Origin of the sequence: Streptomyces ossamyceticus (genome assembly GCF_001418475.1) — a bacterium.
GTDB lineage: Bacteria > Actinomycetota > Actinomycetes > Streptomycetales > Streptomycetaceae > Streptomyces > Streptomyces ossamyceticus.
In genome coordinates this window covers 1-6,654 of sequence record NZ_LIQX01000700.1, presented here as the reverse complement: position 1 = coordinate 6,654, position 6,654 = coordinate 1, and the positions used below count along the sequence as shown (strand labels likewise).

Annotated in this window: 7 protein-coding genes; 3 read left to right on the top strand and 4 right to left on the bottom strand. The window is 73.6% G+C overall.

What is annotated here, in order from left to right; translation table 11 throughout:
- Positions 1-165 precede the first annotated feature (165 nt).
- The 3 genes from AOK15_RS36995 to AOK15_RS36985 all read left to right on the top strand — a co-directional run bounded on the left by AOK15_RS36995 (position 166) and on the right by AOK15_RS36985 (position 2,741).
- On the top strand, positions 166-879 hold the full coding sequence (locus AOK15_RS36995) for a hypothetical protein (protein ID WP_055523018.1): 714 nt from the start codon (positions 166-168) through the stop codon (positions 877-879).
- Between the two features lie 184 nt (positions 880-1,063).
- A complete protein-coding gene (locus AOK15_RS36990; RefSeq protein ID WP_055523016.1) occupies positions 1,064-1,687 on the top strand; it encodes an RNA polymerase sigma factor in 624 nt (207 codons plus the stop codon).
- Positions 1,680-2,741, top strand: a complete 1,062-nt coding sequence (locus tag AOK15_RS36985) for a CU044_5270 family protein (protein WP_055523014.1) — start codon at positions 1,680-1,682, stop codon at positions 2,739-2,741. Before AOK15_RS36990 ends, AOK15_RS36985 begins: the two co-directional genes overlap by 8 nt.
- Here the strand turns inward: AOK15_RS36985 and AOK15_RS36980 are convergent.
- The 4 genes from AOK15_RS36980 to AOK15_RS36965 form a co-directional block, all read right to left on the bottom strand.
- Positions 2,738-3,496 (bottom strand): endonuclease/exonuclease/phosphatase family protein, encoded by a 759-nt coding sequence (locus tag AOK15_RS36980; protein WP_055523012.1) that lies wholly within the window; start codon positions 3,494-3,496, stop codon positions 2,738-2,740. The two genes, AOK15_RS36985 and AOK15_RS36980, sit on opposite strands and share 4 nt — an antisense overlap.
- 147 nt (positions 3,497-3,643) lie before the next feature.
- Entirely contained in the window at positions 3,644-4,597 is a 954-nt protein-coding gene (locus AOK15_RS36975) for an ROK family glucokinase (RefSeq protein WP_055523010.1), read from the bottom strand.
- Positions 4,598-4,769: 172 nt separating this feature from the next.
- The gene (locus tag AOK15_RS36970; protein ID WP_055523007.1) at positions 4,770-5,276 is read right to left on the bottom strand and encodes a DUF5304 domain-containing protein; all 507 of its coding nucleotides are present in this window, start codon (positions 5,274-5,276) and stop codon (positions 4,770-4,772) included.
- Positions 5,277-5,333: 57 nt separating this feature from the next.
- On the bottom strand, positions 5,334-6,503 hold the full coding sequence (locus AOK15_RS36965) for an ArsA family ATPase (RefSeq protein ID WP_055523005.1): 1,170 nt from the start codon (positions 6,501-6,503) through the stop codon (positions 5,334-5,336).
- Positions 6,504-6,654: the final 151 nt, after the last annotated feature.

Sequence of the window (6,654 nt, the reverse complement as noted above, 5' to 3'; positions counted from 1 at the left end):
ACGGCGCGCCGGACGCCGCGAAGGGGACCGCCGAAGAGTCCGCGGAGGGCTCCGGGACGGAAGCGATGAAGGAGTCCGGGACGGAATCCGTAAAGCAGTCCGGGTCGGGGTCCGCGGAGCGGTTCGGTGCGGGACCCATGGAGCAGAGGGAAGGGACGGCCACTGGTGGCTGAGCACGACTCCGAGCGTGAGCCGGAGGAGAAGGGCGCGCCCCTCGGTGAGCGCCACGGTGACTCACGCGGATCGGGCTCGGGCGGATCGGGTTCCGGTGGCTCGGGCGGCTCGGGTGCCGCGTCCGGTGACACGCCGGACGAGGAGCAGCAGGTGCCGTTCGACGAGGACGCCGCCTGGCGGGCCATCGTCGCGGGGTTCGGTGAGGAGCCGCCGGACCCGCCGGGCGCCAAGCCGTTCCGTTCGGTGGAGGACCTGGCGCTGCTGGAGGCCGACCCGGAGGAGCCCTCCGACACGCCCGCCGGCGGCGCCGCGGACAGTGCCGGGCCTGCGGCCCCCAAGCCGCTGGGCAGCTCGGTCGCGTTCGCGCCCGGTGTCGGCGCCGGTCCACGGGACTACACGGTGCCCGACCCGGTGGGTGAGGACACCGGCGAGGACGACGACGAGGACGAGGACGGCGAGGGCCACTTCGTTCCCCCGGAGCCGCCGCCGCTGCCGGAGGCCGACGCGACCGCCAAGTTCGCCTGGCTGGGCGTGGTCGGCGGCCCGGTGCTGCTGCTGCTCGCGGTGCTGCTCGGCTGGGACATGACCTGGTGGCTGACCACCCTGGGCATCGGCGGTTTCCTCGGCGGTTTCGCCACGCTGGTGATGCGGATGAAGGGCGACGACGAGGGCGACGACGATCCGGGGCGGGGCGCGGTCGTCTGACCCCCGCCGCCGTACGAGGGCCCGCCCGGGAGCGTTCCGGGCGGGCCCTCGGCGTTGTTTCGGGAGGGGGCGAGCCCCGGCGTCCGCCGGAATGGAACTCGGATCCGGCGAGCGGCGAAGGACGGGTGAAGAACCTGAACGAGCCCAAGCCTTCGAGGCGTTCGGACGAACGAGAGGAGCCCCGATGACCGTCGGACCACCGGGCGTCGGCACCCGCGACGAGGATCGCGGGGAGAGTGATGCCCGCGTGATCGCGCGGTCCCGGGACGAGCCCGAGCTGTTCGCCGTGCTCTACGACCGGCATGCCGACGCCGTGCACCGTTACGCGGCCCGGCGGCTCGGTCCGGAGGCGGCGGAGGATCTGATGGCGGAGACCTTCGTCATCGCCTTCCAGCGACGCCACACGTTCGACCTGGCGCGGGCCGACGCCCGCCCCTGGTTGTTCGGCATCGCGACGAACCTCGTGGGCCGGCACCGCCGGGCCGAGGCACGCCGGTTCAAGGCGCTGTCCCGGCTGCCGGAGCCGGTGGAGCACGAGGAGCCGGTCGCGGACCGCGCGGTCGCCAGGGCCGGTGCCACGGGGGTGCGCCGGGACCTGGCGGCCGCGCTGGCCGGGCTCTCCGCCCGGCACCGCGACGTGGTGCTGCTGATCGCGTGGGCCGGCCTCGACTACGAGGAGGCGGCCCACGCGCTCGGTGTGCCCGTCGAAACCATCAGATCCCGGCTGAACAGGGCTCGCAGCAAACTGCGCGAAGCACTGGGCGGATCCGATCCGACAGCTTTCCGAGAGGCGGACGCCCATGCGTGACATCGACGACCTGAGGGACCTGAGGGACCTCACCGACTTCGACGCGGGGACGCCCCCGCTGGACGAGGAGGCCCGGCGCCGGGGCCGGGCCCGGCTGCTGGCCACGATCACCGCGCCCGACGCGGACCGCGCGAGGTACCGGACGGCCCGGCCCGCGCCGGTGAGCCGCCGACCGCTGCTGCGCGTCGCCCTGGCGGGCGCGGTGGCCGCCGCGGTCACGGGCGGTGTCCTGGTCGCCGTGCAGAACGACGACGGTGACCGGGGAAGGACCGCGAAGCCGCAGGTGACGAGCCTGCCGCCGATGCGGAACGTGAGTGCGCGGACGGTGCTCAACGGGGCGGCGGCCTATGAGCGCGAGCACGGGAAGACCGTGAGCCCGCGGGACGACCAGTTCGTCTACACCAAGGAGATCATCAAGGAGACCGACCAGAAGACCGGGCGGACGAAGACCCACGTCGACGAGATCTGGCGGTCGGTGGACGGCTCGAAGCGCTCCTGGATCATGGAGATCGGCAAGGGCTGGTGGTCGCCGCCGCTGGCGGAGAACCAGACCAGCTGGCCTCCGCAGGACTGGGGCAGGCTGCGCGAGCTGCCGACCGACCCCGAGAAGCTGATCCTCGCCATCCAGGACGACTTCTTCGGCGGCAAGGAGAAGAACACCTCCCTGGAGAAGATCACCGATCAGGAGTGGTCGCACATCCACTTCAGCCTCGCCGGGCTGCTCAAGCTGGTCCCCGTGATGCCGGAGGGGCTGCGCCCGGCGGCCTACGAGGCGCTCGGGATGGTGCCGGGTGTGAAGGCGGTGCCGAACCAGAAGGACGCCAAGGGCAGGGTCGGCGTGGCCATCACCTACGACGACCCGACGCTGCCGAAGGGGGTGTCGAGCTTCGGCGGGTACTTCATCTTCGACCCGGTGACGTACGAGTTCCTGGGTTCCCGGGACGAGCGGACGTCGGGTGACGGCAAGGACATGAAGCGGTACACCCAGCTGGCGTACCTGGACGGCTGGGCGATCGTCGACAAGGTCAAGCAGCGGCCGGTGGCCGCCCGCTAGGAGGACGCGGCGGGCACGGTGAGGGCGGCCAGGACCGGAAGGTGGTCCGTGGCCGCCCTCAGGTCGTCCCGGCTGATCCCCGGCAGGCCGAGCGGCACACCGCAGCCGAGGACCTCGATACCGGGGGTGGCCAGGACGGCGTCGATGCGCTGGTGGGGGTCGGCGGGGGTGGAGGTGTACTCGCTGCCCCAGGGCGCGGTGGCCCAGCAGTCCTGGAGCGCGCCGGACAACCGCCGGAACGTGCGGCCGTCGGGGCGTTCGTTGAGGTCGCCGCCCGCGACCGCGTGCTCCACGCCCAGGGCGGCGAGGCGGTCGAGGAGCATGCCGCCCTGCTCGTACCGTTCGTCCTTCTGCAGGGAGAGGTGGCAGGACAGGACGCCGAGGCGGGCGCGGCCGAAGCGGACCACGGCCGTGGCGAAGCCGCGTCGGTGCAGGCCGGGGGTGAGCGGCAGCAGGATGTCCTCGGTGTGCTCGACGGTGGCGCGCAGGCCGCACAGCAGGGCGGGGCCGGAGGCGGTGGCGCCGCCGGACAGGGTGACGAGGTCGGAGGCCGCGGCCAGCCGCGCGAGCTTCTTGCGCCAGCGGAAGAAGCGGGGTGCCTCCTGGATGAGGACCAGGTCGGGGGCGCAGCCCTTGATCACCCGGGCGAGGGCGTCGGTGTCGTCCCGCATGGAGCGGATGTTGTAGCTGAGGACACGGATGGTCGCCGAACCGTCGGGGTTCGTGCGGGAGTTGGGCAGCGGGTTCGTCGCCATGAGGATCAAGATACGCCCCGGGACCGGGGGTATTTGTCCGTTTGCGGCCGGGGGGCGGTTCGTGGCTCGGCTCGCCGTTGCGGTGGAGCCGCCCATGGCTGCGGCCCCGCGCCCCTCTCGGGACACGGGGCCGCAGCCGATCGGGTGTCACATGATCGGGTCGGGCTCTCTCGCCAGGTCGGCCGCGCCCACCAGGCCGGCCTCGTTGCCCAGCCGGGCGGCGATCACCTGGGCGACCGGACGCCAGTTGCCGCCGACGAGCCACCGCTTGTACGACTTACGGATCGGGTCGAGGACCAGCTCGCCCTCGTCGGACAGGCCGCCGCCCACGATGAACGCCGACGGGTCGAAGAGGGAGGCGAGGTCGGCGAGACCGGCGCCGGCCCAGCGGGCCAGCTCGCGGTAGGAGTCGACGGCGACGGGGTCGCCCTGGCGGGCGGCCATCGAGATGTGCTTGCCCTCGATGCCGTCGGGCGTGCCGTCACCCAGGCCGAGGAGGATCTCGGCGTTCTCGGGGGTCGCGTTGGCACGCTGCTTGGCGTACCGCACCAGCGCGCGCCCCGACGCGTACTGCTCCCAGCAGCCCTGGCTGCCGCAGCCGCACAGCAGACCGTCGGGCACCATCCGGATGTGGCCGAACTCGGCGGCCACACCGAAGTGCCCGCGGCGCAGCTTGTTGCCGATGATGATGCCGCCGCCGAGGCCCGTGCCGAGGGTGATGCAGATGACGTTCCGGTGGCCCTTGCCCGCGCCGAACTTGTACTCGCCCCACGCGGCCGCGTTGGCGTCGTTCTCGACGACGACGGGCAGGCTCACGCGGGCCTCGACCTTCTCCTTCAACGGCTCGTTGCGCCAGTCGATGTTCGGGGCGAAGTAGACCGTGGAGCGCTGACGGTCGACGTAACCGGCAGCGCCGATGCCGACGCCGACGATCTCGTGGCCGGCTCGCGCGCCCTCGACGGCGGCGGCGATGGCGTCCACGATCGCCTCGGGCGTACCCGGGGTCGGCACCTTGTGGGTCGAGAGGATGTTGCCTTCCTCGTCGACCACACCGGCCGCGATCTTGGTACCGCCGATGTCGACGCCGATGGTGAGTCCCATGAATCCCTCAGTTTCGGTCGAGCCCCGCTACGGCCAACCGTACCCGAGGGCCCAGCGCCGGGGCTCCCGTCGTCCGCCCGGCGGACGCCCCTGAGAGCCTGTGAACGAACCCGCGCCCGGGCCCGAGGCGCCTGGGGCTGATCCGGACGGGGGTTCGTTCACAGGCTCTGAGTCAGTCCAGGTCGATGCGTTCGCCGGGGCCCTGGCCGTCGTCCTCGTCGCGGCGTTCCCGGTGGGCGGGGTCGCGGGTGGTCCAGCGGCGTTCCTGCGCCTCGACGGCGGAGCGGTACGCGGCGAGGAGTTCGTTGCCCGCGGCGGCTAGGTGGTCGAAGACGTCCGGGTTGCGTTCGATGACGGGTTCGACGGCGGCCTTGGCCTGCTGGACGACCTGGCTGACCATCTGCTGGGCCGCTCCGCCGGCCACCGCGCCGAGCAGCGGCGACTGGAGGCCGGACAGCTTGTCGGCGACGGTGTCGACCAGCTTGCGCAGTTCCTCGGCGGCCGAGCCCGGCGGCGGCCCGTGCTGCGCCCGGCGGCGGGCCTTCTCCGCGGCGAGGTCCTCCTCGCACGCGGTGGCCCAGGCGTCGGCGTCCGTGGCCCGTACCTCGTACTCGTCCGCGGCGGCCTGGCCGGCCGCGTCCTGACGAGCGGCATCGGACGTGGGGCGCTCTTCGCTCATGGCGGACTCCTGCCTACGTTTCGTACCTTCGACGTTACCCGAACGGGGGTATGCGGTTCACCGGGTGCGGGGCCAGAACCGGGGGTCGGGTGCGAAGCGGATCCTCAGCTCGCCGTCCCGCAGGGCCGCCCCGTCGACCGTGCAGCGGCGCAGGGCCGAGGGCAGCGGCACGATGCGCCGGAACTGCCCGGCGGTGACGACCAGCTCGTCGCCGCGCCGTACGAGGTCCAGTTCGTCGCGTATGGCGCCGGGCAGCGGGAGGTGCCAGACGAGCACGCCGTCGTCGGCGAGCCGGTCGGTGACGGGCCACTCGACCCGGGCGGGCCTGTCACCCGCAGGGGGTACGTCGAGAGCGGTGAGGTCGTCGGTGCCGCGCGGGTCACGGCCGAGGTGGGCGACCTCCCGCACGGGGTGGGTGGCGCGCCACTCCGACAGCGCCTTGTCCTGCTGGGCGACGAGCCCCGCGAGCCAGGTGTCGGCGGTGTCCTCGGGCAGGACCCGGTTGGCGACCAGCGCGTCCACGGGGAGACCGCGCAGGGCGAGGCCGACGTCCGCGACCCGGACGTGGTCGGCGCCGGCGGGGCCCGGCTCGGCGACCAGCCGTACGGTCGTGCCCGGGTCGTCGACGACCGCGGCGACGGCGGCCAGCTCGACGTCCCAGCGGGCGGCCGTCTCGTACAGCCACTCCGCGGGCATCGGCACCCCGGCCAGCCGGCCGAGCACGGGGCGCAGGGCGCGGGCCGCCTGGCGTTCGGCGGGCAGCAACCGCCGCAGGTACCGGCGGAGTTCCTCCGGGAGGGCGAGCAGGGCGAGGGCCTGCGGGAGGGGCGGCAGATCGACGACGAGGAGGTCGTACGCCTCGGACAGCGCGGCGTCGCGGAGCGCGCGCAGAAGGGCCAGCTCCTCGGCGCCGGGCAGCGGGGTGAGTTCCTCGGCGTCCAGCCGGCCGGCGCCCAGCAGATCCAGCACGGAGGCGGCGCGCTCCTGGAACGCGACGAGGTCCGCGCGGAAGCCGGCGGCCGCGTCGGGCCGCCATGCGGTGAGGCCGGGGCCGACCGGTACGGGCTCGGCTCCGGTCGGGATGCCCAGCACCGCCCCGAGGCTGTCGGTCCGGTCGGCGCTCAGCACGAGCGTGCGGCTGCCCTCCCGAGCCGCCGCCACCGCCGTGGCCGCGGCAACCGTGGTACGGCCACTGCCGCCTTGCCCGGTGATCAGGATGGTGCGCATGGGGCTGAACGGTAACCCACCCGAGGGGGCCGGTGATCCCGCTCACCACGCGAACGGGTGCCACAGGGAGACGACCACGGGAGCACGCGAAGGAAAGCGGCGGCGGACGGCGCCGAGGAACCGCCGCCCACCCCGAAGGGGCGCGGGGAAC

Coding starts and splice junctions, on each gene's coding strand:
- AOK15_RS36965 (WP_055523005.1), bottom strand. CDS start 6,503: ATGCGCACCATCCTGATCACCGGGCAAGGCGGCAGTGGCCGTACCACG.
- AOK15_RS36985 (WP_055523014.1), top strand. CDS start 1,680: ATGCGTGACATCGACGACCTGAGGGACCTGAGGGACCTCACCGACTTC.
- AOK15_RS36990 (WP_055523016.1), top strand. CDS start 1,064: ATGACCGTCGGACCACCGGGCGTCGGCACCCGCGACGAGGATCGCGGG.
- AOK15_RS36980 (WP_055523012.1), bottom strand. CDS start 3,496: ATGGCGACGAACCCGCTGCCCAACTCCCGCACGAACCCCGACGGTTCG.
- AOK15_RS36970 (WP_055523007.1), bottom strand. CDS start 5,276: ATGAGCGAAGAGCGCCCCACGTCCGATGCCGCTCGTCAGGACGCGGCC.
- AOK15_RS36975 (WP_055523010.1), bottom strand. CDS start 4,597: ATGGGACTCACCATCGGCGTCGACATCGGCGGTACCAAGATCGCGGCC.